General features: G+C 62.9%; 28 protein-coding genes. 11 read left to right on the forward strand and 17 right to left on the reverse strand.

Translation table 11 applies throughout. From position 1 onward, the window contains the following. Window positions 1-100: 100 nt before the first annotated feature. From FHR70_RS23965 to FHR70_RS10120, 6 genes are all read right to left on the reverse strand, one after another. Window positions 101-799, reverse strand: coding sequence for a ComEA family DNA-binding protein (locus FHR70_RS23965; protein ID WP_246407997.1), 699 nt, complete (start codon window positions 797-799; stop codon window positions 101-103). Between the two features lie 228 nt (window positions 800-1,027). Further along, window positions 1,028-1,963 carry a DUF5996 family protein gene (locus FHR70_RS10100; protein WP_183449648.1) on the reverse strand — a complete coding sequence of 312 codons (936 nt, stop codon included), beginning with the start codon at window positions 1,961-1,963 and terminating at the stop codon, window positions 1,028-1,030. Between the two features lie 87 nt (window positions 1,964-2,050). Next, window positions 2,051-2,329 carry a cell division topological specificity factor MinE gene (minE, locus tag FHR70_RS10105; protein WP_183449650.1) on the reverse strand — a complete coding sequence of 93 codons (279 nt, stop codon included), beginning with the start codon at window positions 2,327-2,329 and terminating at the stop codon, window positions 2,051-2,053. Then, a complete protein-coding gene (minD, locus tag FHR70_RS10110; RefSeq protein ID WP_183449652.1) occupies window positions 2,326-3,135 on the reverse strand; it encodes a septum site-determining protein MinD in 810 nt (269 codons plus the stop codon). Before minD ends, minE begins: the two co-directional genes overlap by 4 nt. Before the next feature lie 277 nt (window positions 3,136-3,412). Continuing rightward, window positions 3,413-5,272, reverse strand: a complete 1,860-nt coding sequence (locus tag FHR70_RS10115) for an Ig-like domain-containing protein (RefSeq protein WP_183449654.1) — start codon at window positions 5,270-5,272, stop codon at window positions 3,413-3,415. A gap of 512 nt (window positions 5,273-5,784) precedes the next feature. After that, the gene (locus FHR70_RS10120) at window positions 5,785-6,843 is read right to left on the reverse strand and encodes a hemerythrin domain-containing protein (RefSeq protein ID WP_183449656.1); all 1,059 of its coding nucleotides are present in this window, start codon (window positions 6,841-6,843) and stop codon (window positions 5,785-5,787) included. 226 nt (window positions 6,844-7,069) lie between these two features. Here FHR70_RS10120 and FHR70_RS10125 point away from each other — a divergent pair, with 226 nt between their 5' ends. Then, entirely contained in the window at window positions 7,070-8,071 is a 1,002-nt protein-coding gene (locus tag FHR70_RS10125) for a threo-3-hydroxy-L-aspartate ammonia-lyase (protein WP_183449658.1), read from the forward strand. Window positions 8,072-8,074: 3 nt separating this feature from the next. On the opposite strand, the gene FHR70_RS10130 is transcribed toward FHR70_RS10125, so the two are convergent. After that, on the reverse strand, window positions 8,075-8,743 hold the full coding sequence (locus tag FHR70_RS10130) for a hypothetical protein (protein ID WP_183449660.1): 669 nt from the start codon (window positions 8,741-8,743) through the stop codon (window positions 8,075-8,077). Between the two features lie 59 nt (window positions 8,744-8,802). Next, the gene (locus FHR70_RS10135) at window positions 8,803-9,585 is read right to left on the reverse strand and encodes a class I SAM-dependent methyltransferase (RefSeq protein ID WP_183449662.1); all 783 of its coding nucleotides are present in this window, start codon (window positions 9,583-9,585) and stop codon (window positions 8,803-8,805) included. A 225-nt stretch (window positions 9,586-9,810) separates the two neighbouring features. Here FHR70_RS10135 and FHR70_RS10140 point away from each other — a divergent pair, with 225 nt between their 5' ends. From FHR70_RS10140 to FHR70_RS10160, 5 genes are all read left to right on the forward strand, one after another. Then, window positions 9,811-10,932, forward strand: a complete 1,122-nt coding sequence (locus tag FHR70_RS10140) for an ABC transporter substrate-binding protein (protein ID WP_246408067.1) — start codon at window positions 9,811-9,813, stop codon at window positions 10,930-10,932. A 28-nt stretch (window positions 10,933-10,960) separates the two neighbouring features. Beyond that, window positions 10,961-12,001, forward strand: a complete 1,041-nt coding sequence (locus tag FHR70_RS10145) for a FecCD family ABC transporter permease (protein WP_183450227.1) — start codon at window positions 10,961-10,963, stop codon at window positions 11,999-12,001. Beyond that, window positions 11,995-12,765 carry an ABC transporter ATP-binding protein gene (locus FHR70_RS10150; protein WP_183449663.1) on the forward strand — a complete coding sequence of 257 codons (771 nt, stop codon included), beginning with the start codon at window positions 11,995-11,997 and terminating at the stop codon, window positions 12,763-12,765. Before FHR70_RS10145 ends, FHR70_RS10150 begins: the two co-directional genes overlap by 7 nt. Before the next feature lie 100 nt (window positions 12,766-12,865). Further along, on the forward strand, window positions 12,866-13,126 hold the full coding sequence (locus tag FHR70_RS10155; protein ID WP_183449664.1) for a PilZ domain-containing protein: 261 nt from the start codon (window positions 12,866-12,868) through the stop codon (window positions 13,124-13,126). A 53-nt stretch (window positions 13,127-13,179) separates the two neighbouring features. Further along, window positions 13,180-13,446 carry a DUF7696 family protein gene (locus tag FHR70_RS10160; RefSeq protein WP_183449665.1) on the forward strand — a complete coding sequence of 89 codons (267 nt, stop codon included), beginning with the start codon at window positions 13,180-13,182 and terminating at the stop codon, window positions 13,444-13,446. A 392-nt stretch (window positions 13,447-13,838) separates the two neighbouring features. On the opposite strand, the gene FHR70_RS10165 is transcribed toward FHR70_RS10160, so the two are convergent. Beyond that, window positions 13,839-14,129, reverse strand: a complete 291-nt coding sequence (locus FHR70_RS10165) for a hypothetical protein (protein ID WP_183449666.1) — start codon at window positions 14,127-14,129, stop codon at window positions 13,839-13,841. Window positions 14,130-14,247: 118 nt separating this feature from the next. Then, window positions 14,248-14,484 (reverse strand): DUF3297 family protein, encoded by a 237-nt coding sequence (locus FHR70_RS10170; protein ID WP_183449667.1) that lies wholly within the window; start codon window positions 14,482-14,484, stop codon window positions 14,248-14,250. A 174-nt stretch (window positions 14,485-14,658) separates the two neighbouring features. Here FHR70_RS10170 and kynA point away from each other — a divergent pair, with 174 nt between their 5' ends. Beyond that, window positions 14,659-15,483, forward strand: a complete 825-nt coding sequence (kynA, locus tag FHR70_RS10175) for a tryptophan 2,3-dioxygenase (protein WP_281381310.1) — start codon at window positions 14,659-14,661, stop codon at window positions 15,481-15,483. Between the two features lie 17 nt (window positions 15,484-15,500). Further along, entirely contained in the window at window positions 15,501-16,694 is a 1,194-nt protein-coding gene (locus FHR70_RS10180) for an aminotransferase class V-fold PLP-dependent enzyme (protein WP_183449669.1), read from the forward strand. A gap of 3 nt (window positions 16,695-16,697) precedes the next feature. On the opposite strand, the gene FHR70_RS10185 is transcribed toward FHR70_RS10180, so the two are convergent. The 4 genes from FHR70_RS10185 to FHR70_RS10200 form a co-directional block, all read right to left on the reverse strand. After that, the gene (locus FHR70_RS10185) at window positions 16,698-17,678 is read right to left on the reverse strand and encodes an aldo/keto reductase (RefSeq protein ID WP_183449671.1); all 981 of its coding nucleotides are present in this window, start codon (window positions 17,676-17,678) and stop codon (window positions 16,698-16,700) included. Window positions 17,679-17,778: 100 nt separating this feature from the next. Then, window positions 17,779-18,063, reverse strand: a complete 285-nt coding sequence (locus tag FHR70_RS10190; RefSeq protein ID WP_183449673.1) for a hypothetical protein — start codon at window positions 18,061-18,063, stop codon at window positions 17,779-17,781. 41 nt (window positions 18,064-18,104) lie between these two features. Further along, the gene (locus FHR70_RS10195; RefSeq protein ID WP_183449675.1) at window positions 18,105-18,887 is read right to left on the reverse strand and encodes an ADYC domain-containing protein; all 783 of its coding nucleotides are present in this window, start codon (window positions 18,885-18,887) and stop codon (window positions 18,105-18,107) included. Window positions 18,888-18,957: 70 nt separating this feature from the next. Then, on the reverse strand, window positions 18,958-19,164 hold the full coding sequence (locus tag FHR70_RS10200) for a hypothetical protein (protein ID WP_183449677.1): 207 nt from the start codon (window positions 19,162-19,164) through the stop codon (window positions 18,958-18,960). A 209-nt stretch (window positions 19,165-19,373) separates the two neighbouring features. On the opposite strand from FHR70_RS10200, the gene FHR70_RS10205 reads away from it, so the two are divergent. Beyond that, the gene (locus FHR70_RS10205) at window positions 19,374-19,841 is read left to right on the forward strand and encodes an AAC(3)-I family aminoglycoside N-acetyltransferase (protein WP_183449679.1); all 468 of its coding nucleotides are present in this window, start codon (window positions 19,374-19,376) and stop codon (window positions 19,839-19,841) included. A 22-nt stretch (window positions 19,842-19,863) separates the two neighbouring features. Here the strand turns inward: FHR70_RS10205 and FHR70_RS10210 are convergent, their stop codons facing one another. Then, complete coding sequence (locus tag FHR70_RS10210; protein WP_183449681.1) at window positions 19,864-21,042, reverse strand: BaiN/RdsA family NAD(P)/FAD-dependent oxidoreductase; 1,179 nt, start codon at window positions 21,040-21,042, stop codon at window positions 19,864-19,866. 253 nt (window positions 21,043-21,295) lie between these two features. Here FHR70_RS10210 and FHR70_RS10215 point away from each other — a divergent pair, with 253 nt between their 5' ends. Both FHR70_RS10215 and FHR70_RS10220 read left to right on the forward strand, forming a co-directional pair. After that, entirely contained in the window at window positions 21,296-21,769 is a 474-nt protein-coding gene (locus tag FHR70_RS10215; protein ID WP_183449683.1) for an aminoacyl-tRNA deacylase, read from the forward strand. 157 nt (window positions 21,770-21,926) lie between these two features. Continuing rightward, a complete protein-coding gene (locus tag FHR70_RS10220) occupies window positions 21,927-22,364 on the forward strand; it encodes a YqaA family protein (RefSeq protein ID WP_183449685.1) in 438 nt (145 codons plus the stop codon). A gap of 105 nt (window positions 22,365-22,469) precedes the next feature. Here FHR70_RS10220 and FHR70_RS10225 read toward each other — a convergent pair whose 3' ends face one another. Next, the gene (locus FHR70_RS10225) at window positions 22,470-22,754 is read right to left on the reverse strand and encodes a hypothetical protein (protein WP_183449687.1); all 285 of its coding nucleotides are present in this window, start codon (window positions 22,752-22,754) and stop codon (window positions 22,470-22,472) included. After that, window positions 22,751-23,353 carry a cation efflux transmembrane domain-containing protein gene (locus FHR70_RS10230; protein ID WP_183449689.1) on the reverse strand — a complete coding sequence of 201 codons (603 nt, stop codon included), beginning with the start codon at window positions 23,351-23,353 and terminating at the stop codon, window positions 22,751-22,753. The genes FHR70_RS10225 and FHR70_RS10230 overlap by 4 nt, the downstream gene beginning before the upstream one ends. Window positions 23,354-23,452: the final 99 nt, after the last annotated feature.

The raw sequence follows: 23,452 nt of genomic DNA on the forward strand, positions 1-23,452 counted from the left end.
ACGCAGGCGTCGTTCTCCGGCCCAGGCGCATGGAGCACATGTCAGGGGGAGGCGCTTTCGACATAGTGGAAGTGCCGGGAGGCGCAGCCACTCCTAACCTTTACTGCACTGTCACCTGATCCTTGATCTTCTCGAAGACCGCGCGGCGCATGACCTTTTTCTTCACCAGATCATCGACGGACCTGTAAGGCCGCCCCCTGACGATCGCACGGCCGAGGAGGCCCGCACCTCTAAGGGCGTTCAGCTGCTCGAAGGAGGCTCGGTTGAGATCGACCCGATCACCGGCCGGGCTCTGAGGGCGCAGGGGCTCCGCGAGGCCTGCTTGCCTGGCCACAGCACCCGTCATGTCGATGTCGCTGGGCGAAACGGCTACTGTCTGTTCGGGTTTGCCGAAGGCTTCCCCAACAGACGTCAGAGCGGCGGATGTCTTTTCACCGGCGGCCGGCGAAGGATCGGTTGTGGGCGCAGGGACAGAGGCCTGCGAGCCGGACGCTGGCCTATAACCCGCTTCCGCCGGCGAGCCTGAGAATGCGAGGGTTTCGGCAGGACCCGCATCGGCCACCTGCACGCGCTCGGCGCGCTTTGGCAGTTCCGCAATCTGCTGTTCGCCCGCCAAGATCTGCGGCGGTGCGGCGGCGACCATGCCGCCCGTGGAAGCGCTGCTGCCTGCGGACAGCCACAGGGCCAGCAATCCGCCAGTCATGAAGCCGATCACCAGGAGAATGCGCAGTGCCTGAAAGGCTGCATTCTCACCCTGTTCGTGAGAATGGCGGGTTCGAGACAAGTCGCCGATCTGCATGGGGTCCTCGCACCTTTACTCGTGGTGGATGCTCCACTCTTGATGAGCGTGCATGCAGGAAACGAGGGCCGTCTCTTCACATGCAGGTCTAGGGCTAGAGGCGGGATGTGGCACAGACGTGGCAATCTGCCGGGATTTCACCGGATCAACGGCAATTCGGGATAGATCCGCGGTTTTTGCCGGATGACGCCGGCTTTGGCAACGTCATCACCTTTCGAAGCGATGATTTCAGACATTGCGCACGCGCGCAGGTGCGCCGAAGGGACATTCGAGAGCTGCACGATCCCATTGCCCTGCATCGGCCGCCGCCGCATAGGTGGAGGACAGGAAATCGAGCAGCATCGCATCAGGATCGGGCGCTTGGCGCAGGACGTCATAGCGCAGGATGAACTCCCCTAAAGCAGGATCGAACTCTGCGCCTGCCGAGGCGGCCGCGTCGCGGAAACCCGGCGGCTCGGGGTAGGCGTAGGAATAGAAGGCGGCCTGAGGATAGGCGTCGCTGCCGGGCCAGAAGCCGGCGCTCGAGACCTCATGGGAATAGGCTTCGCGGGTGACCGCATCGGGCAGCCCCGGCACGCCGCCGGGATGAGGCGCGGCGTCGCGTCCGGAAAAGCGCGTGACGGCAAGATCGAAGCTGCCCCAGAAGAAATGCACCGGCGAGACCTTGCCCAGGAAGCCGCTGCGGAAGAGCTTGAACACCCGATCGGCCTGCACCAGCACGCGCCAGAAGCGATAAGCCGCATCGGCATCGTAGGACGCATGCTCGTGATCATGCGAAAAGCGGACCGGGTTCGGCACCTCGTTCGGCATCTCGTTGATCGAGACCGTGATGCCTATCTCATCGAGGAGGCCGAGGAGATCGGCATGGAACGCGGCGACGCTCTGCGGCCGGAGCGGCAGCATGCGTTCATCACCGCGGCTGGTGCGCACAAGCAGGCGATGAGCGATGAAGTCGAACTCGATTTCCAGAATCTCGCGGCCGATGGGCACAGGCGAAGTGGTCAGGCCACGTGCGGAGACATAGAGTGGCACATGCCAGCCGTGATTGAGCCAAGGCGTCAGCGCCAGCCGGATCTTGCCGACGATCTGGGTCCAGAGCTGCAGGGTCGTGGCCGTGTCGCGCCAGGCCGGATACGAGAGTTCGGGCCAGCCATTGTCATCCATGAGGCACCTCCGGGTGGGGCGGGATCGCGGATGACGAGTATAGAAGAAGGATCGCAGGCTGCACAGCGCAGCCTGCGATCGGAACATTCAGGCGGCCGGGCGCAGGCCCGCAACGGTCGCCGGGATCTCGATGTCGACCTCGAGGGTCGACACGGAGGCGCCCCGGTCCATCTTGATCTGCACCTTGTCCTGCGGCACCGCCATGTGCTTGGCGATCACTGCCATGATCTCCTCGCGCAGGATGGCCACGAGATCGGACTCGCCGCCCCCGACTATGGTGCGCTCATGTGCCAGCAGAACCTGGAGACGCTCGCGGGCGACGGGCGCGGATGTTGTGTTGCGCTTGAAGAAGTTGAAGAGGCTCATGCGGCCCTCCGTGAGAAGAGTTTGCTGAACAGGCCACGCTGCTTCTGCACTTCGACGAGAGTCTCGCCCTGCAGCTTGCGCACGGCGTCGAGATAGGCGCGGGCCGGCGCGGAGTTCGGGCTGCCGAGCGTCACCGGCGCACCGAGATTGGAGGAGCGCAGCACCTCGGTGCTTTCCGGGATGATGGCGAGCAGCGGGATCGACAGGATCTCGAGCACATCCTCCACTTTCAGGATCTCGCCGCGCTGCGCACGGGCCGCATCGTAGCGGGTGAGCAGCAGGTGCTTCTCTACCTGCTCGCCCTTCTCCGCCTTCTCGGTCTTTGAATCGAGCATGCCGATGATGCGGTCGGAATCGCGGATGGAGGAGACTTCCGGGTTGGTCACCACGACGGCGACATCGGCATGACGCATGGCGAGCGTTGCGCCGCGCTCGATACCTGCCGGGCTGTCGCAGATGATCCAGTCGAACTTTTCGCGCAACCCGTTGATGACGCGCTCCACGCCCTCTTCCGTGAGGTTGTCCTTATCGCGGGTTTGGGAAGCAGGCAGCAGGTGTAGCGTCTCGATGCGTTTGTCCTTGATTAGCGCCTGCTCGATCTTCGCATCGCCCTTGATGACGTTGATCAGGTCGTACACCACTCGGCGCTCGGCGCCCATGATCAGATCCAAGTTGCGCAAGCCGACATCGAAGTCGATCATCGCCACTTTCTGTCCCGACTGGGCCAGCGCCGCGCCGAGGGCCGCTGTGGAAGTCGTCTTGCCGACGCCCCCCTTGCCCGATGTCACCACAAGAACTTTCGCCATCCTTGGTTCTCCTACCCTTCAGGATCATTGTTGCGACGGCATCACCAGCAGGTTCTCCGGGGAACCGCAGAACTTGTTCGGAGAGCGGAGGCGGATCGAGCTGTCGCGATTTCTTACGCAACGGAATGAAATCTATTCGGCGCCCGTTATGGTTACCGGACAGTTAAGATTTCGGGCTGAAGGCAGGATTTTTGGTGGAAAACAAGGATTTTTAGCTTCCAATCGGGGCGCAGGAACCTTCGACCGGAAGCCGATGCTTAGAAGTGGTCGAGCTGTCTTAGATGACGAAGAAGTCCTTGTAGGTCATGGCAAGGCCTTTGGAGAGAGTGGCGAACTCCACCGCCTTACCTTTGCCCGAGCCATCGGCATCGTAGAGCAGCACGCCCTTGGCCTTGTCGTAGATCACGTAGTCGTTCTTGTCCTTCGCCTTGGAGCCGATGGTGAAGAAGTCTTTCTTCAGTAGCGCAGGCTTCGCCTCTGTTCCGAGTTTTCCGAGCTTGGCGAAGATCACGTTGTCGAGCCAGATCGAGTCGTCCTTGACCGCGAAGTCGACGATAACGTCTCGGTTTGTGCTCTTGTTCGGTTTGGTGTCGAAGACGAACACATCCTTGCCGTCGTCACCTCTCAAGGTATCGCTGCCCGCGCCGCCCCAGAGCGTATCGTTGCCTAGACCGCCGTAGAGCCTGTCCTTCTCGGTGGCGCCGGAGAGCAGGTCATCTCCCCAGCCTCCATCGATCGTATCACTGCCGGCTTCGCCCCAAAGCACATCGTCGCCCAGGTCTCCGGTGAGAGCGTCGCCACCGGCACCGCCCCAAATCGTATCCTGGCCCTCACCGGCACTGATCGTGTCATGACCATCAAGGCCAAACAATGTTTCGGTCCAGGCTGCGCCAATCACCCGATCAGCCGCGGCGGACCCGGTCTGAGTCAGCACCGGCGGCGGTGGGCTGACGTCCACGACGAGCGAAGCGCCCGCTCCGGCAAAGTTGGTCATATCCTCATAGGATCCGGCTGCGACGAGCAATCCGGCGGATCCCGCCCCCGCCGGCACAAAGGTTGCCGCGTAGGTCTTGGCGTTCACCCGTGTCAGGGAGGACAAGCTCCCGTTCACAACCGTTACATCGGCAAGCGAGAAGCCTTGGACCGCTTCGCTGAAGGTGAACGTCAAGGCGCTGGGCTGACCTGCGACCAGCGGCGCAGACGCAGCAATTGTCACGGAGGGTGGCGTCATGTCGGCATGAAGCGTGATCGTCTGTCCGCTGATCCCGACTCGTCCGGCCGGCGCATTGTCGAGATTGACCTCGACCATGGGTGCAGCGCCACTCATGCCATCAGGATCGATGAGCAGGCGGTTGCCCACGAGAAGTGCCGTCATGGCACCGGTAATCCCATCGACGACAAGGATGCTCTCGTTGACGGCGAGATCGGTGATGGTATCGCCGCTCAACTCGCTCGCCGTGCCCCTGAAAAGATCCTGTCCGCCGCCCCCAGCGAGCGTATCGCTTCCCGCGCCGCCATTGAGGGTGTCCTTGCCGGTAGAGCCTGTGATGCTGTCCGTCCCTGCGCCACCGAAGACATCAGCCTCGGTTTCAACCCTGATCCCATCATTGCCGGCACCCGCAATGACGAATTCGACATTGCGAATGCGATGATTGATGTCGAGATCGCCAAACGTGACCCTATTCAGCCCTGTGCCCCCGTCGAGCCTATAAGCCATGCTGCCGGAGATCGAGTTGATCGTGATCGTGTCGTCCCCGACTCCGAGGACGACGTCGCTCAGGAGACCATTGAGGTTCAGCGTTTCCACGCCTCCGGTCACCGTCAACGATGAACCGCTGGGAGAGACACTCACCACGTCGACACCGGCACTGCCCGTCAGCGTGGAGAAGTCTCGCGCATAGACTTCATTGGCGATGGCGTCGCCATCATCGATGATGACAAGGGAATTCGGCCCTCCCAGTCCACGAACCTGCGTCGGGAAACCGGACGCTGGCGTGATCTTCATGACATCGCCGACCGCCGTGCCCTCCACCGAAAGCGTGCCAGTTGCACTGACGAACAAGCCTCCAGCATCAATCGACAGGACCGGAATGTTTGCATTGACCACAGTGATGGGTGTGGACGTCCGACCAACCATCAGGACCACTTCTACCGTGGTTTGAGAGGTGAATCTGACAGTCAGCAGATCCGATGTGCTTCCTTGCAGAACGAGAACACCCTCGGAGTTTACAGTGGCGGTTACGGACATCGGAGGCCTCCAGGGAGCAGCCTGTCCGCACCGGCAAAGACAGGGATCATGAGGATGGGTCTGGTGTGCTCCTCATCAGGGACACCCTTGCCCCATCCATACAAAGATTCCCATGCTTTTCACAAGCATTCCTATGACATAGCGCTCAATGTCGCATGGCGCATTCATCACCGGTCCTCTGCGACTTGCGCATGCCAGACCCATAGGCGGCCTGATGACTGGATAGGAAGCGAGCGTTCATAAGGTGTCGAACGACCCCATCCGGTACCTCACCAAGAGCAAGCGCCAAACCTGACGCGAAAAACCCGCATCCTTGGGGGACGCGGGCTTCTCGAAGTAACGCTGCTTCGCCAAAAGAACGACTGGGGAAAAGCTGCCTCCTGCGCTTCCCCAGGTTTGCTTTACACACCGCCCCTCTTCATTCCGCCTGAATCCACACCACCCGTCTGTGCACCGCCGGTGCCGACGGTACCGGCAGAGGAGGCCGGACCGCCAGCGGGAAGAGTTCCACCCGGCTGCAGCGGTGTCGAGAGGCCCGAGGGTGCGCGCGGCGGGTTGGCCGATGAGAACCAATTGTCGTCCGAGGGACTGCCGCCGGCCGTCGGCGAGGTTCCGCCGCCTGCCCCATGCAGCAGGGCGTCATCGGCCTGCGAGGCTCCCTGCCCTGTCTGGCCGCTCATCCGGCTGGAGGAGTTCGAAGCGGCCCCGGCTGCCGATGCTGCGCCGGCTCCGGCATAGGTTCGCACCCCGGAGGTGCCCTGCCCCATGCCGCCGCGGCGAGAGCCTTCGAGGCTGCGGTCGATCACGCCGCCCTCCAGCGGGAATGGCGCTTCGGGACGGCGGGGCGCCGGCCGCATGGGCTGGCTCCGCCGCGAGCCCATGGAGCCTGTCCGGTTCATGCTCCACAGCAGAGCTCCGGCGCCGACGGCCATGACACCGGCGAGCACGCCGAAAACGGTGCCGGTGGGCAGGCCGTAGCGGCTCGGCATCATCGCCTGCGGCATGTGCCAGCGGCTGGATTCGTAAGCAGCAATCCGCTCGCGCTCATAATCCCGCTGCAGGCTCTTGAGCTCGCTCGGGGGGAAGACCCCGCGGGCGACAATCATCACGCCGTTCTCTTCAAGCATGAAGGCATGACGGATGGAGCCGGTCAGGTCCTTGAAGTCCATGGCCCAGTCATGGCTGTCCTTGTTGCGCCTTGCGGCCAGTTCGTCGACCTGGCGCAGGATCTCGTCCTGCTTGCGCTCGAGATCGGCCACGTAGCTGGCGGTGCGTTCGTGGTGGGACAGGGCGGGGTAAAGCACGTTCTGCTGCGCCGCGATGTGCCGCTCCAGTTCGTCCTGTAGATCGGCAAAGAGTTCGGCGCGGCTGTTCGGCCCGGTGCCCGTGGCCCTCAGCACCTCGCGGCAGAGCTCCTCGATATTCGCGTGATCCGACACGACCATTTGCCATAGGTCCATGGGAAGCCTCCTCTTGAGCCTGTGCCTCGATCAGGATGAACGGCTTGGGTGCACGGCTGTTCCGGCAGGAACGCTCCTTTAGGCGAAATCGCCACGAGGGTGCCGCTGGCCTGCAATCCCTTACTGACAAGCCTCCGACGAAATTGCTATGGAGAGACCTGGGCCGGGTCGGTCTATTTCATGGCGTGATGCCGCGCGCGAAAAACGCCAAGGAGCATGGGAATTGATGAACGCACAAGCACAGCAGGACACCCTTCGCTCCATCCCGTCGGGACTTCCCTCCTATGATGACGTGGTGGCGGCCGCCGGGCGCATCGAGGGGGTAGCCCATCGCACGCCGGTCCTCACCTCCCGCACCGCCGACGAACGTACGGGCGGAAGGCTGTTCTTCAAGGCGGAGAATTTCCAGCGCGCGGGAGCCTTCAAGTTCCGCGGCGCCTACAATGCCATTGCGCGGCTGTCTCCCGAGGCGAAGAAGCGCGGCGTGGTGGCCTTCTCGTCCGGCAACCACGCCCAAGCCATCGCCTATGCCGGGCAGCTGCAGGGTGTGCCGACCGTCATCATCATGCCGCAGGACGCGCCGGCCATGAAGGTGGCGGCCACGAAGGGCTATGGCGGCGAAGTGGTCACGTATGACCGCTACACGGAGGACCGCGAAGCCATCGGGCGCAGGCTTTCGGAGGAGCGCGGTCTCACGCTTATCCCGCCCTACGACCATGAGGACGTGATCGCCGGCCAGGGCACGGCCGCCAAAGAACTGTTCGAGGAAGTCGGCCCCCTGGACATGCTCTTCGTCTGCACCGGTGGCGGTGGACTGCTGGCAGGATCGGCGCTTGCGACCAAGGCGCTCTCGCCCGAGTGTCGCGTCTATGGTGTCGAACCGGAGGCCGGCAATGACGCGCAACAATCGTTCCGCTCAGGCTCCATCGTGAAGATCCCGGTCCCCGTCACCATCGCCGACGGGGCACAGACGACCTATGTCGGATCCAAGACCTTCCCGATCATGCGGGCCCTCGTCGACGACATCCTCACCGTCTCCGACGCGCAGCTCGTCGACACCATGCGGTTCTTCGTCGAGCGCATGAAGATCGTGGTGGAGCCCACGGGCTGCCTGGCGGCGGCTGCGGCCCTGAACGGACTCGGGCCGTGCAAGGACAAGCGCGTCGGCATCATCATCAGCGGCGGCAATGTGGACCCAAAGGCGCTGGCGGGTTTTCTCGCCGGCTGACCCTTAGCGGCCGGCGCGCACCACGACGGCCATGCCGTCGTGGTCGCCCGTGGTCAGCTTCGGGTCGTCGATCAGCGCGTTGCCGAGACTGACGAAGCCGCTCACCTTGTACGACGTGCTGCGATCGAGCCTTTGCGTAAAATCGTCCCGCGCCCGGTTGAATGAGCCGTATTGGTGCGGCGGATCGCGGAACGGGTCGACCTCCTCGCGGCTGAAGGCGCCGGTGAACAGATAGGCCTGCCCGAAAGCATGCGGCCCAAAAATGCGGCCGTGATTGTTGCTGACCTCGAAGAGGTCGTTGGAGAAGGCATCATCCCGGCCCTGCGGCAGCTGCGCATGGAGCTGTCCGCCAATGAAGCCCTGATAGCCTGTTGAATGACCGAAGCGGATGGGATAGCCGGCGCGAGCGGCGGCGGCCAGCAGGCGTGCCTTCGCGTCCTCCGCGTCCGAGGCTCCCTCATCGATGATGATGACGTTGATGGGCTCGCGCAGGTTCTTGCCGCGGTCAATCTCGCCGAGCCAATCGGACGGAACGCCTTTGGCCGTCAGCATCCATTTGCCGATGGCGGGAAGCCCCTCGGGGGTTGCCATATCCACGGCCTGCTGCGCTTGGACCCATGGCGGCGCCAGCAGGGTGCAGAGGATGAGAAGGCATAAACGGATCCGCCTCATGTGCCTCTCCTGAAGCTCCGCATCAGGAGAGCACGATCAGGCTCCGTTGGCCATGGTCTTCAGGTGGAGGCCTTTACCGCAACAACCGCGTAGCGATGCTGCGTTGCACGCTCGAGGCCCTTGAAGAACGGCAGGTTCTTCGCCTGCTCCCGGTGGATCGGCTTGAGGTTGCGGTCGATGGCGACTTGAGCAAAGCCGGTTTCCCGCAGCAGACTCGCGACCTCCTGGGCCCGTGCGCCCTTCGAGAAATACACCCGCCTCAGAATGCGTTCATGGGTTTCGCGCATGGCATTGGGTGCGTGCGGGGCTCCGGCCAGCCCCGGCACGAGTTTCTCGACGAGGCGGATCATGCGCTTGATCAGGGTATCCGACACGAAGTCTCCGTCGACGATGAGGAGGCGCCCGCCCGGCTTCAGCAGGGAATGCCACTCCCGGAAGGCGGCTTTGGGGTCCACCAGCGTCCACACCAGATGCCGCGTGACGAGCACGTCGTAGCTTCCTGGCTGCTCCAGGGTGCGCTCGGCGTCGCCCATGACGAAGCGGATATCCGCGCCGCGTCGGGCTGCCTTCGCACGCGCCTGGTTCAGCATCGCCTCCGACCAGTCGAGACCGGTGACGCTGAAGCCGAGGCCATGCAGCAGATGAGAGATCACCCCGGTGCCGCTTGCGAGATCGAGCGCCCGGCGACCCTCGCCCGGTCCGAGATGGCGCAGGAACAGGTCGCGCCATGCATCCCGCTCTGCCTCCGAAAAAATCTCGTGCCCTACCTGCTCGTCGAAGGTTGCCGCGCGTGCCGACCAGTAATCGCGGATCTCGTCCCGGAGCGTATAGTTCGCATTCATGAGAAGCTCGTGGTGAAGATGAATTCCGGCGTTCCTCTATGGGCAAATTCAAAAGACGTCAAACTGGAATCGTTGTAAACTGTAGAATAGAACTGTTTTAAACTACGCTTCTACTGTTTTTAACTAGAGTAATTCTAAAAGATATTTCTTGCATGACTATTTGATCGAACCTAGGAGAGGCCCGCTTTCTCAACCGCTGCGAGGCGCATGATGCAACTCTCCAAAATGGTATTCGGCGCCGCCCTGGCGCTCGTCGGGCTCCTGCCCGCCCCCTCCCATGCCGCCGACAAGATCACCGTGACGGACATCACTGGCCGCAAAGTCGAGGTGAAGGCGCCGGTCGAGAAGGTGATCCTCGGCGAAGGCCGGCAGATGTATTTCGTCGCCACCCTCGACACGGATCAGCCGTTCAAGCGCGTGGTCGGCTGGCGCGACGACCTGCAGAAGGCGGATCTCGACGGCTATAAGGACTATCTCGCCAAGTACCCGCAGATCGAGAAGATCCCGACCTTCGGCGGCTTCAAGGAAGGCACCTTCGACGTCGAGCAGGCCGTCTCGCTCAAACCCGACGTGATCCTCCTCAACATCGAGGCGAAGACCGCCACGGACGACGCCAAACTCATCGAAAAACTCGCCAAGATCGACATCCCGGTGGTGTTCGTCGACTTCCGAGAGAAGCCTTTCGAGAACACCGATCCGAGCATGCGCCTCATCGGCAAGCTGTTCGGCAAGGAGGCGCGTGCCGAAGAGTTCATCGCCTTCCGGAAAGCGCAGATCGATCTCGTGACCGAGCGCCTCGCCAAGGCCAATCCGGCCAAGCCCCTGGTGATGGTGGAGCGTGCCGGCGGCTATTCGGACGATTGCTGCATGTCCTTCGGCAACGAGAATTTCGGCAAGTTCGTCGAGGTCGCGGGCGGCCAGAACATGGCTGCCAAGATCATTCCCGGCACCTTCGGTGTCGTGAACCCCGAACAGATCATCGCGGCCAATCCCGACCACGTGATCGTCACCGGTTCGAACTGGGAACTCTATGTGCCCGGCGGCGCCTGGGTCGGCGTCGGCTCGGGCGCGGACAAGGCTAAGGCCCGCGACAAGCTCGCCGGCCTTATGAAGCGCCCGGCCTATACCGGCGTGAAGGCTGTGAAGGACAGCAAGGTCCACGCGATCTGGCACCAGTTCTACAACAGCCCCTATCAGTTCGTCGCCATCCAGGCGATGGCCAAGTGGCTGCATCCGGAGCTGTTCAAGGATGTCAATCCTGAAGCGACCATGAAGACACTCTACGAGCGCTTCCTGCCCGTGCCCTACAAGACCGGCTACTGGGTTTCCCTGACCGACAAGGAATAGGCTCTTGGCCCACTCTCCTGCCATTGCCATGGTCAAAGGACGCGGTGCCTACCACGTCCTCGTGCAGCGCAAGAAGCTCGTGCTTCTTGCGCTTGCCGTTATTCTCATCCTGTCCGTGATCGCAGATCTAGGCTTGGGCCCCGCGCGCTATTCCATGCACGAGGTCGTGCTGGCGCTGATGGGATCGCCGGAGGTTTCGGAGCAGATCAGCGTCGTGATCTGGGACATCCGCATGCCGGTGGCGCTCATGGCCGTCGTGGTCGGTGCGGCGCTCTCGGCCGCAGGCGCGCAGATGCAGACGATCCTCAACAACCCGCTCGCCAGCCCATTCACGCTGGGCATCTCGGCAGCGGCGAGCTTCGGCGCATCGGTCGCTCTCGTGTTCGGCGTCGGCTTCCTGCCCTGGGCCATCGACTACGTGGTGTCGATCAACGCGCTGGTCATGGCGATGGCCGCGGCCCTGTTCATCCATTTCATGAGCCAGCGGCGCGGCGTCACTGTAGAGACAATCGTTCTGCTCGGCATCACGCTCGTCTTCACATTCAACGCGCTTCTTGCCCTGGTGCAGTATCTCGCCTCGGAGCAGGCCCTGTCCGCCGTCGTGTTCTGGACCATGGGCAGCCTCACGCGCGCCACATGGCCGAAGCTTGCCATCACAACGGCGGTGGTCGCGGTCTCTCTTCCTCTCTTCATGCGCCGTGCCTGGGCGCTCACCGCGCTGCGGCTTGGTGACGACAAGGCAGCGAGCTTCGGCGTCAACGTGCGCTGGCTCAGGCTCGAGACCATGATGATCATCAGCCTGCTCGCTGCCGTGCCTGTGGCCTTCGTGGGCACCATCGGCTTCATCGGACTTGTGGGCCCGCACATTGCCCGCATGCTGGTGGGTGAGGATCAGCGCTACTTCCTGCCGGCTTCGGTCCTGTCAGGCGCGGCGATCCTCTCGCTGACCTCGGTCATCAGCAAGTCCATCGTGCCCGGAACGATCTTTCCCATCGGCATCATCACGGCTCTCGTGGGTGTGCCGTTCCTCTTCAGCCTGATCATGTCCACCCGGAGGCGCGCATGGTAGCGACCCTGCAACTTGACCAAGTCGGCGTCCGCTATGGCAAGCAGGAGGTGCTCTCCGGCGTCACCACTCCGGTGCTGAAGGGCGGCGAGGTGACGGCCGTGATCGGACCGAATGCCGCCGGCAAGTCGAGTCTGTTCCGGCGTATCGCCGGTCTCCTCGACGGCCCGGGCGACATCCGCATCGACGATGCGGCGCTCAGACACGCTTCGAGCAATGTCTGCTACATGCCGCAGGACACCTCGGTAAATACGGTGCTGACGGTCTATGAATCGGTGCTGCTCGCCCGCAAGCAGGGCGCGCCGCGCAAGGTCACCGACGAGGACCTTCAGGAAGTGGACCGCATCCTCTTCAGCCTGCGGATCGAGGAGATTGCGTTCAAGGGTCTGAACGAGCTCAGCGGCGGTCAGCGGCAGTTGGTGTCGCTGGCTCAGGTCCTGGTGCGCGAGCCGAAGATTCTTCTGCTGGACGAACCGACGAGCGCTCTCGACCTGCACCGGCAGGTGGAGGTTCTGGCGCTCATCCGCTCGCTCGCCCGGGAACGGGAGATCTGCGTGGTGCTGGCCATCCACGATCTGAACCAAGTACTGCGCGTCGCTGACCGGGTGATGGTGATCGATGCCGGCACCATGGTGACCTGCGGACCCGTGGAGTCGGTGATCACCCCCACCCTCCTGCAGAACATCTATCGAGTGGATGGCCGGATCGAGCGCTGCTCGCGCCTGTGCCCGCACGTGATCATCGATGGGCCGCTCGAAGCTGCGTGAGATGTCACCGCATTGATTGGTGGAACAGGCGGACACTGGATAGCTTCGCGCCAGCCCGCCTGCCTATAACGGGATCCTGTCGAATCATGGAATCCCGTACATGAGCCCTGGACTGCCTGAGCGTCGATCCGAAGAGCGCTTCTCCACTGTGCTAAACGGGTGGATCCGGGACCCGAAGAACAAGACACGAATCGAGTGCTCCGTGTGGGATCTGTCGCAATCCGGCGTGCGCCTGATTATCTCCGACCCGGTCGATGTTCCCCTCGAATTCGAGCTTGAGATCCCCGATGCCGGTGCAGCAGCCATGACAAGGCTGGTGTGGACGGATGGAACCCATTACGGAGCGCGATTTACAAGTTGAGGGAGCAGGTCCGATCAACCCTCTCTTCACCCCTTCATGCCATGCTGTCCCGCATGACCTATTCCCGCGATACCAAAGCCACCTCCGAGCTCACCGGCCAGCCCGTCAGCACCTGGTCCGAGGAATGGCGGATCGAGACTGAGGCCCGCACCCTCCTGAAGATGTCAAAGGAGCAGAGGGACGCCTTCTTCAACGGCAGGAAGGATGTGGACGGGAAAACAGTTGATCGCGGGGTGATCGGCATCCGGGGCCTCAAAGCCGCGGAGGAGATCAAGGCGACACTGGAGCGGCTGCAGGCAATCCGCAGCTCGTCAAAGTAACGGACCCTATTCCTAGCAATAAAAAGAAAAGGGTCGCGCCCAGCCCTGAATATTTGGCTGTGTTCGCGACCCTTGTGACCGTATTTGCCCCTACGGTTAATGCGGGATAAACCATCCTGGCAGCTCAATCAAGGCTAATAGTTCTCAAATAAACGATCATTTGCGTCAGAATAGCGCATTAATTCTCTTGACACGCTTCATTGTCGCCACGAATTGCCCCATTTTAGCCCAATTACTCTATGAATAAGGAGGTTCACGACCTTCATTTGCCCCTACGGGTCGGACCTTGAGGCGCCCCTCCATGAGCGGGCGCTTCTTTTTTGTGGGACGAGCCTGATTCGTGACCCTGCGAGACGCAGATCGGCGCCAGACTTCTCGGTCACAGAGAACCGCTACGAAGCACCCTGCGGGGCGAAAAAGCAGATGATGGCCCGGGTGGTCGGCTCCTCGCAGAGGTGGAACTTGGCGTCAGGCGACATTCTGGAATGCTCGCGGCCGACAAGGCGCCCGTCCCAGAGCCGCCATCCTTCTGCGGTTTCCGTCACTGTCTCGCCCCGAGACTCGATGAGCTCCCGGCAGTCGTGCTCGTCGCAGCACCAGGCGGGATACCAGTCATGGGCGATGGCCGGCATGGCGAACAGGCAGGACATCGCAACCAAGGCCAGAGCCTTCATAGAGGCCATTGAGACAAGCCTTTCCGAGGCTCCGGCCTCGATCAGTGAGCTTGCCTCTCATCTTGGAATGCGTCCCATGGCCCGTCCAGCCCTGCCCTGGGCATGACCTCTCCGCGGAGGCTTATTCCTAGGTCTTGAGGTAAGGCTCGACCTTGCCCTTGAGCTTGATCGTCATCGGATTGCCGAAACGGTCCTTGGCATTCCCGGCCGTGACCCGAACCCAGCCCTCGCTGACGCAATACTCGTCCACATTGGTCTTCTCGGCTCCGTTGAAGCGGATGCCGATCCCCTTCGCCAGCAGTTCCTCGTTGTAGAACGGGCTGTCCGGGTTCGAAGCCAGGCGGTCGGGAAGCGTGTCGGTCATGCGCGGGTCTCTCCAATGGGTTCGTTCAGGGGCGGCAACCTACCGCCTCGGGAGCAGAAAGCCAATTCCGGCTAGTCGACGTGACAAGCCTCCCGCAATGTCCTACTTTCGTTGTACGACCCAACGGCAGGACGATAATCCGCGGCAAGCGGAAGCGATCAGGGAGGCAAAGACTTGTCGGCAGCGACAGACGGGATCCACACCGATTTTTCCGAAGGCATGAGCTATGGAGACTATCTCCGGCTCGACACCCTCCTCTCCGCCCAAACTCCCCTGACCTCCGAGCACGACGAGCTTCTCTTCATCACCATCCATCAGGTGATGGAGCTGTGGCTCAAGCTCCTGAACCGGGAGCTCGACACGGCGCTTGCCCATATCCGGGCCGACGAGCTCCAGCCGGCCTTCAAGTGCACGGCCCGCATCAACAGGATCCAGGAGCAGCTGATCCAGGCTTGGACCGTGCTCTCCACCATGACACCGTCGGACTATCTCAGCTTCCGCCCGGCGCTCGGCAAGTCCTCCGGGTTCCAGTCCTGGCAGTACCGGCTCGTCGAGTTCAAGCTCGGCGCGAAGGATGCGGTGAAGATGGCGCCGCACCGGCACCGAAGCGACCTCGCCGAGCAGCTTGAAGTCGCTTATCGGGCGCCGAGCCTCTATGACGAATCCTTACGCCTGCTGGCCCGCCGCGGCTATGCCGTTCCCGCGGAGGTTCTCGATCGGGACGTGACCCAGCCCTACACGGCGCATCCCGGCGTCGAGGCGATCTGGGAGGAGATCTACCGCCACGCGGGCGAGCACTTCGACCTCTATGAGCTTGCCGAGGAGCTGGTCGATCTGGAGGACGCGTTCCAGCAATGGCGCTTCCGGCACATGAAGACGGTGGAGCGCATCATCGGCATGCGCTCCGGCACCGGCGGCAGCAGCGGCGTCAGCTACCTGCGCAAGGCCCTGGAAAAATACTTCTTTCCTGAACTCTGGTCCGTGCGCGGCAAGCTTTAATCAGGTTTAAGAGCATCATGCTTGATCTTCGCTCCCAGTTCTCCCGCTTCCTCGGCTCAGAGCCCGACCGCCTGCATTTTGCAGCTCACAGCCACCACCCCTGGCCGGATGTGACGCGCGAGGCGCAAATGCAGGCCTGGGACGATGCCGCCCGCCTCATGGACGACAAGTGGGAGCACATCCTGGGCCCGGTGCTCGACGAGTTCCGCGGCCATGTGGCAGCGCATCTGAGCCTCCCGGATCCTTCAACCATCGCGGTGGCGCCGAACACGCATGAATTCCTCAAGCGCATCCTCTCCTGTTTTCCTGCGGATCGCCCGGTTCGCATTCTGACCTCGGACGGCGAGTTCCATTCCTTCACGCGCCAGATCGCCCGGTTGGAGGAAGAGCGTCTCGTGGATGTGACGCGCGTGCCGGCGGAGCCCTTCGCGACCTTCGAGGACCGTTTCCACGCCGCTGCACAGGTCGGCTACGATCTCGTCTTCGTCAGCCAGGTGTTCTTCAATTCCGGTTTTGCCCTGGACGGCCGCCATCTCGCGGAGTGCAGCCGCGATGGCGCGATGATCGTGATCGACGGCTATCATGGCTTCATGGCGCGGCCGACCGATCTCGCCAGCATCGCGAACCGCGTGTTCTACGTCGCCGGCGGCTACAAATATGCCATGGCGGGCGAAGGCGCGTGCTTCATGCACTGCCCGCCCGGCTGGGGCCTTCGCCCGCGCGACACGGGCTGGTATGCCGCCTTCGGCAACCTCACGAACGCGCAGAGCGGTCAGGTAGGCTACAGCCAGGATGGCTGGCGTTTCATGGGCTCCACCTTCGATCCATCAGGCCTCTATCGCTTCAATGCGGTGATGCGCTGGCTCGCGGACGAGGGCATCACGCCCGCCATCATTCACGCCCATGCGAAGGCGCTGCAGCAGCATTTCCTGCGCCGGGTCGGCAGCTCTGCCCTCTTCGCGGGTGCCACACCTGTGGTGCCGGCGGATGAGATGCGACGCGGCAACTTCCTCACCTTCCAGACGCCGCAGGCACAGGCGATCCACAACGACCTCAAGGAGCTGCGTGTGGTGACCGACGTGCGCGGCCAGCGCCTGCGCCTCGGCTTCGGCATCTACCAGACCGAGGAAGAGGTGGACGATCTGGTGCGCCGCATCGACGAGGCAGGCGCGCTTGAGTCCCTGCCCGCCAGTGCCTCGTCGGCTGCGTAAGACTTACAGCCCCACCATCTTCATGCCCGGCTCCGGGTAGCGCGTGCCGGCGGCGGCCCCCGGCGGGATGATGCGGTCAATACGTTCGAGATCGTCGCGCGTGAGGCTCACGCCGAGCGCACCCACGTTCTCCTCCAGGTACTTGCGGCGCTTGGTGCCGGGGATCGGCACGATGTCCTCGCCCTGCGCCAGCACCCAGGCGAGCGCAAGCTGGGACGCCGTGCAGCCTTTCTCACGCGCCATGGCTTCGATCTCACGCACGAGGTCGAGGTTCTTCTGGAAGTTCTCGCCTTGGAAACGCGGCGAGTTGCGGCGGAAATCGTCTTCTGCCAGATCGTCCACGCTTTTTATCTGCCCGGTGAGAAACCCGCGCCCCAGCGGGGAGTAAGGCACGAAGCCGATGCCGAGCTCGCGCACGGTGGTCAGAAGCTCATCCTCCGGATCGCGGCTCCAGAGCGAGTATTCCGTTTGCAGCGCCGCAATGGGGTGAACCGCATGGGCGCGACGGATGGTCTGTGGACCCGCCTCCGAAAGTCCGAGATAGCGCACCTTGCCCTGGCGCACGAGCTCCGCCATGGCCCCGACCGTGTCCTCGATCGGCGTCTCGGGATCGACGCGATGCTGGTAGTAGAGGTCGATCACGTCGACCTTCAGCCGCCTCAGGCTCGCCTCGCAGGCCTGGCGCACGTAGTCGGGCTTGCCGCTGATGCCGAGACGCTCGCCATTGGGGCCGCGCACGTTGCCGAACTTGGTGGCAAGCACCACCTTGTCGCGCCGGTCCGCGATGGCGCGGCCGACCAGCTCCTCGTTGCGGCCGACGCCATACATGTCGGCCGTGTCGAGGAAGGTCACACCGAGTTCGATGGCGCGATGGATGGTGGCGATGGACTCCGCCTCGTCACCGTTGCCGTAGAACTCCGACATGCCCATGCAGCCGAGACCGAGGGCGGACACCTGCAATTGGCCAAGCCGACGCTGCTGCATGGGGATCTCCGGTGCTTGAATGTGAGAATGCGGCCGCGATCATGGCAGCCGTTGGTGCATCAACTGGAATCGCCCTGCCCGGTTTCAAGTGCGATGATCGTCAGACAGCCGCTTCGGCCAGCATCAGAACGATGCCGAAGGCCACAAGAATGATGCTGGGCCAGTGGTGCTTGGGATGGAACGCGCGCACCCGCCCCTGCGGCTCGAGCGTCGCGCTTGCGCCCGTGGGGCCCGTCCGGTGCGCATCGCTCAAGCGCCCTTTCCAGAGCACTTGACCCGCCGCCAGTACGATCCCGGCGATGATGAGCAGCGCACCGACCCAGACGAGGACCATGCCCGATTGCATGAGACCCTCCCCGATGTAAGCCCCGACATAGTTGAGCATAGCACGGCTCGCGCCAGAGGCCCAACGAACAGGGCTCGCCGTTAGCGAGCAGTCGAAGCCGAGCGGTTGAAGAGAAGCGCCTCGGGACGATGGCGCATGGCGTCTTCCGTGCAGGCGTCGGGCCCCAGGAAGGAGCGAAGTTTCAGATAGGCTTTCGCCAATCCGTCGAGCGTCACAGCGTCGGCAATGCGGGGATGGGCCACACAGACGGCGCCATCCTTTCCCCAGGCAGCCTCGAAAGGCAGAGGATCGACACTCTCGGGCTTCTGGATGCCAAAACGGTCGTAGACATCGACGAGCGTGCCATCGCGCGTTGAAGGGCGATCATCGCCTCCGTAATCGGCACGCATCATGTGGACGCAGGCAGCATGCAGATCCTGCATCGGAACATCTGCTCGATCATCCCAGGGACGATAGCCCATGAGGATGCACTTTCCCTCGGCGCCGCTGGTGCAGGTAAGGTCGACGCCTGTCTCCTTCTGGAGAGGAAGGCCCAGTTGCCGGCCACGCGCATCGGGCGTGCATGCGTTCTGGAATGTCCGCCTGACAGGATCCTCGAACAGAAGCCGGTAGAGCACGACCGGGCCGCCGGGCACATCGTCCTCCGTCTCGACGGCATCGATCAGGACATGAAGCGTCCGCCCGCCGCTCTGCATGACGATGCGGGCTCCAGCCAGTGCCTCCCGCTCCATCACCTCTCCATCATCGAGGTATAGCCTGAATTCGCCCTTGTCCGTCTCCAGGTGGCCGTCCATGGCCTGCCCTGCACCGGAAGAGGCCAGGATCAGAACAGCGCTGATAGCAATCGGCAAACGCGCATGCATGACATACCACCCGGAGACGGGTGCCAGGAGAACCCTCGCAGGGAAGCAACGAGGGTTCTCTGGCTCGGACTTACTTGAGCGTCACGCGAGCACCATCTTTCAGGATGATGCTCGTGGCCTGCGCGCCCTGGCCGGCGACGGCGCCCTCACGGGCAACACCATTGAGACCCCGGCCATTCAGTCCACGACCGTTGAACGACAAACCGGCATTGGCCTCCGAAGCGACAAGGAGCCCAGCCGTCAGGGCTGCCGTGAGGACAGTTAGAGACTTGATCATTCTGTTCACCTAAAGCCCCTCTGATTGAACATGACCTTGCCGGCTCTTCTTATGAAACTTTATATCGATTATAGATGGACCGAGCTCAATGAACCTTGAGTTGAAAACTTTCCTGGCGTAAGCGCTTTGTGTCCTGGCGCACATGCAAAGGCGCGAGGCTTCAGAGGCCTGAACTGCGGCCACGACTGTGCTATCCTTGAGGGATGCCCATGCCGTCCATCAGACTCCGGCGTCTCCAGCCAGGAGACGTCCCGCTGCTTCGTCGCCTGAACGTCCTGTTCGGAAAGGCCTTCGCGGACCCTGAGACCTACACGGGGGCGCAGCCTGACGATGCCTATCTGGAGGGGTTGCTCGCGAAGGAGCACATCTTCGCCGTGGTGGCGCTGGCCGGCGAGGAGGTCCTGGGCGGGCTCGTGGCCTATGAGCTCGACAAGTTCGAGCGGGCGCGGCGCGAGGTGTATATCTATGATCTCGCCGTCAGCGAGGCGCATCGGCGGCAAGGCGTCGCGAGCGCTCTCATCGAACACTTGCGCGGGATCGTCGCGGAGCGCGGCGCCTGGGTGATCTATGTTCAGGCGGATTACGGGGACGACCCGGCCATCGCGCTCTATGAAAAACTCGGGACGCGTGAGGAAGTGCTGCACTTCGACATTGCGACTGCACCGGCATCCCGCTGATTTGGAACAACCAAAGCCGGCGTCAGGCTGCCTGCCCGGCACACCAGCCCGAGGACCATGCCCACTGGAAATTGTAGCCGCCGAGCCAGCCGGTCACGTCCACCACCTCACCAATAAAGTAGAGCCCCGGCACCGTTTTGGCTTCCATGGTGCGGGAATCGAGTTCGCGGGTGTCGACGCCGCCGAGCGTCACCTCGGCGGTGCGGTAGCCCTCCGATCCTGCCGGCTTGAAACGCCAGCGGTTCACGGCCTCCTCGACGGCGCGAAGGCGCTTGTCGGAATAATCCGCCAGGTTGGCCGGTCCCTTCTCGGTCTCGGCAATGAGCTGCGCCAAGCGCTTCGGCAGGAAAGCCGACAGAGCGGTCTGCAGCGCCTGCCGCCCGTTCTGCGCACGCGCCGCGCGCAACTCCTCGAACAGGTTCACGCCCGGCAGCATGGACAGGGTGATCTCGGCGCCTTCGCGCCAGTACGAGGAGATCTGCAGGATCGAGGGGCCGCTCAATCCGCGATGGGTGAAGAGCAGCGCCTCGGCGAACTGTGTCTTGCCGCAGGCTGCCACCGCATCGACGGCAACACCGGCAAGCGGTGTCAGCCGCTCCAGCAAGGTCGGCTCCAGGGTCAGCGGCACGAGGGCCGGGCGCGTCTCGACGACCTTCAGGCCGAATTGCTGCGCGAGATCGTAGCCGAAACCTGTCGCGCCCATCTTCGGGATGGATTTGCCGCCGCTTGCCACCACGAGCGAACGGCACTGCACCGCGCCCTGCGAGAGCCTGAGCGAAAAACCCTCGGGCATCTTCTCGACGGATTGCACGGAGGTGGAGAGGCGAAGCTCCACATTGGCCTGCCGCATCTCGTTGAGCAGCAGATCGACGATCTGCTTCGACGAGCCGTCACAGAACAGCTGGCCCAAGGTCTTCTCGTGATAGGCGATGCCATAGCGCTCCACGAGGGCGATGAAGTCGCGCTGCGTATAGCGGCGCAGCGCCGAAATGGCGAAGCTCGGGTTCTGCGAGATGAAGTTGGCCGGCGAGGCGTTGAGATTGGTGAAGTTGCAGCGCCCGCCGCCTGAGATGCGGATCTTCTCGCCGGGCTTGGCCGCATGGTCGATGACCAGCACGGAGTGCCCGCGCTTGCCAGCCTCGGCCGCGCACATCATCCCGGCGGCGCCCGCGCCAATCACCACTACGTCGAACTGGTCCAAAGGGGGTTTTCCTACAGGAGAACTTCAGTGCTCTGCCAAGCAAAGCTCGGGTTCAGCAAGTGAGCAGGGCGTTGGTAAAGAACCTCGCCATGAGGCGCAAGTATTCCACGCCACGGTCGCTCTCTCGATTGAAGCCAACCCCCCAGAGGTGTACCATTTGCAGGTTACGTGCAGCTGCGCATCCCGAAGCGACGGTGTGTCAGTAAAGCCGCCCTCCTGATACGCGAGCGTTCTCGTCTCATAGGAGGCTGTGATGACCATCTCCCCGACCCTTCAACGCTACATGGCCGATAAGGGCATTCAATACGACCTGATACAGCATGAGCCAGCCATGACGTCGCTGGGCACGGCCCATGCCGGTCACATTCCCCGCGACAGCATGGCAAAGGGCGTCATGCTGAGCGACGGTCAGCGCTACATGCTCGCCGTGATGCCGGCGTCCCATCACCTGCGCCTGTCCGACCTCAAGACGGAGCTGGGCCAGGAGATGCGCCTCGCGTCGGAGGACGAGATCGTGGAGGTGTTCCGCGATTGCGATCGCGGCGCCATTCCGCCTGTCGGCTCCTGCTATGGCCTCAATGTCATCATCGAGAACGACATGGACCGGCAGCGCGACATCTACTTCGAAGGCGGAGATCACGCCACGCTTGTGCACATGAAGGCGGAAGACTTCGCGCGCCTCAACCCCCAGGCGCAACACGGATCGTTCAGCGAACCCATGTACTGATCACGCAGGCTGGGGACTGCCCGGTAAGCGATCCGAGGCGCTGTACAGGCCTGCTTCATGCAGGTCGGTTCGGCGGGAGAGCGGAACTGTGGTAGGGCTCACCTCATTCAGGCCTTGAGCCCTGCCCCATTCTCCGTCCGGTGTGATCACCCGCCTTATGCCGCATCTTGCCGAATACGGCGCCCTGTTCGCCGCAGCCTTCCTGTCTGCCACGATCTTCCCGTTTCAGTCGGAGGCCGTGCTCTTCGCGATGCTCGTGGCCGAGCATTACACCTGGTGGGTGCTCATTCTCGTGGCGAGCGTGGGCAACATTCTCGGCTCGGTCGTGAACTGGTTCCTGGGCCGCTTCTTCGCCCATTTCGAGGATCGGCGCTGGTTTCCCGTCAAGCGCCACCAGATGGCCAGGGCCGAGGCCTGGTATCACAAATATGGCCGGTGGAGCCTGCTGCTGAGCTGGGTCCCAGTCATCGGTGACCCGCTCACCATTGTGGCGGGGCTGCTGCGAGAGCCCCTACGGGTCTTCATCCCGCTGGTGGCGCTGGCCAAGACCGGTCGTTACCTCGCCGTCGGGGCCTTGAGCCTGGGATGGATCTAGAGCATCGGACCCAAAAGTGGACACCACTTTTAGGATCCATCCGATGCTCAACCCCTTAGCTGGCGCATCGTGCGGAAAACCGTATCCACTTTTCCGCACGAAGCGCTAAGGCCCCTGCAGGCTCGACCAGATCTCTTCCAGGTGCCGCGGCCCGAGCACCGCGCCGGAATTGGCGCGGATCACGGCCTCCATGCCGGCCGGCGGCTCGTTGTTCATGGCCCAGTGCACTGCCTCCCGCAGGCTACTGAACTCCCTCACATCGCTCGGGTGGCCTTGCCCGGCGGTACCGATGGGCTCGTATTGCAGATGGGCCGGGGCATCCAGGTCGTCTTTGGTCAGCATGATACGGTCCTGCCTTGAGAAGCGCTCAGGCAGGACAACGCGGCTCAAGCTTCAGGCGTTTCAGCCCGGTGTTCCTCGCGGGCCTCTTCCCAGACCTCCCGGGCCGCATCCGCATTGATCGCCGCGATGCCGAGACCGACGATCAGATCCGGCCAAGCGGAGAGCGTGGCGGCCGTGACTAACCCAGCGGCGACGATGGCCATATTGGCGAAGGCATCGTTGCGGGCGGACAGGAAGGCCGCCTTGGTGAGGCTGCCGCTGTGGTGGCGGTAACGGGCAAGCAGGAGCGCACAGGTGAGATTGACCGCGAGAGCCCCTGCCCCGGCCAGCGACAGCGGCACCGGATCGGGCGGAACAGGAGCCAAGAATTTCTCCCAGGCCATCCAGAGGGTGGCGAGGCCCGGCACGAGGATGATGCCCGCGAGCCCCATCCCCACCCGTGCCCTCATCTTCACCGTGAAGCCCAAAGCCAGGAGGATGAGCAGGTTGATCGAGGCATCCTCGAGAAAGTCGATACTGTCGGCGAACAGCGACACCGATCCGATGGTGAGCGCCACGGCGAATTCGATCCCGAAATAGCCGAGATTGAGGGCTGCCACGAGGGCCACCACCCGACGAAAAGACTGCTTGGAGGCTGTCTGATCCATTCTGCCTTCTTTCCTCGATGTGGGCAGCACGCCATAGCCACGGAGGCTCCCGCTCTTCAAGAGCCCAATGGTCCTTGTCATTCCCGGCCTGAGATGGCG

The sequence above is a fragment of the Microvirga lupini genome, from assembly GCF_014191055.1.
In the GTDB taxonomy this organism is placed as follows: domain Bacteria; phylum Pseudomonadota; class Alphaproteobacteria; order Rhizobiales; family Beijerinckiaceae; genus Microvirga; species Microvirga lupini_A.